This window comes from Grimontia sp. AD028, from assembly GCF_000973155.1.
GTDB lineage: Bacteria > Pseudomonadota > Gammaproteobacteria > Enterobacterales > Vibrionaceae > Enterovibrio > Enterovibrio indicus.
In genome coordinates, this window is the sequence record NZ_LASY01000214.1 from 1 (window position 1) to 352 (window position 352).

The following is a 352-nucleotide window of genomic DNA, read 5'->3' on the forward strand; positions in this document are numbered from 1 at the left end:
GTGCTTTCGAACACAGGCTTACCGTTAGCATCCAGGTTATCTGTGGTGATGACGTCCACGGTGAACTCGGTGTCGCCCGGCTTCACAGTGACCTCAAAGGTGCCGTCAGCATTCACCGATACCTCGTCGCCGTTGACGGTGACCGTGGTGCCCGTGAAATCGACGTTTTTGTCGGCACTGCCACTGGCCAGAGTCATGGTGACCGTGGTGTCGGACGTGCTCTCGTTGGTCAGGGTGACGGTGAAGGTCGCCGTGTCCCCTTCAGTCACGGTTGGGCTGGTGATGCTCGCCACGTCTGGGCGGTCGTCGCCACCACTTGGCGGTGGGTTAGTGCCCGTGCCATCGTCAGCGA

General features: G+C 60.8%; 1 pseudogene. It reads right to left on the reverse strand.

Going from position 1 to position 352, the window contains the following annotated elements:
• Positions 1-352, reverse strand: a pseudogene (locus RN22_RS25340) (cadherin repeat domain-containing protein); the annotation flags it as partial.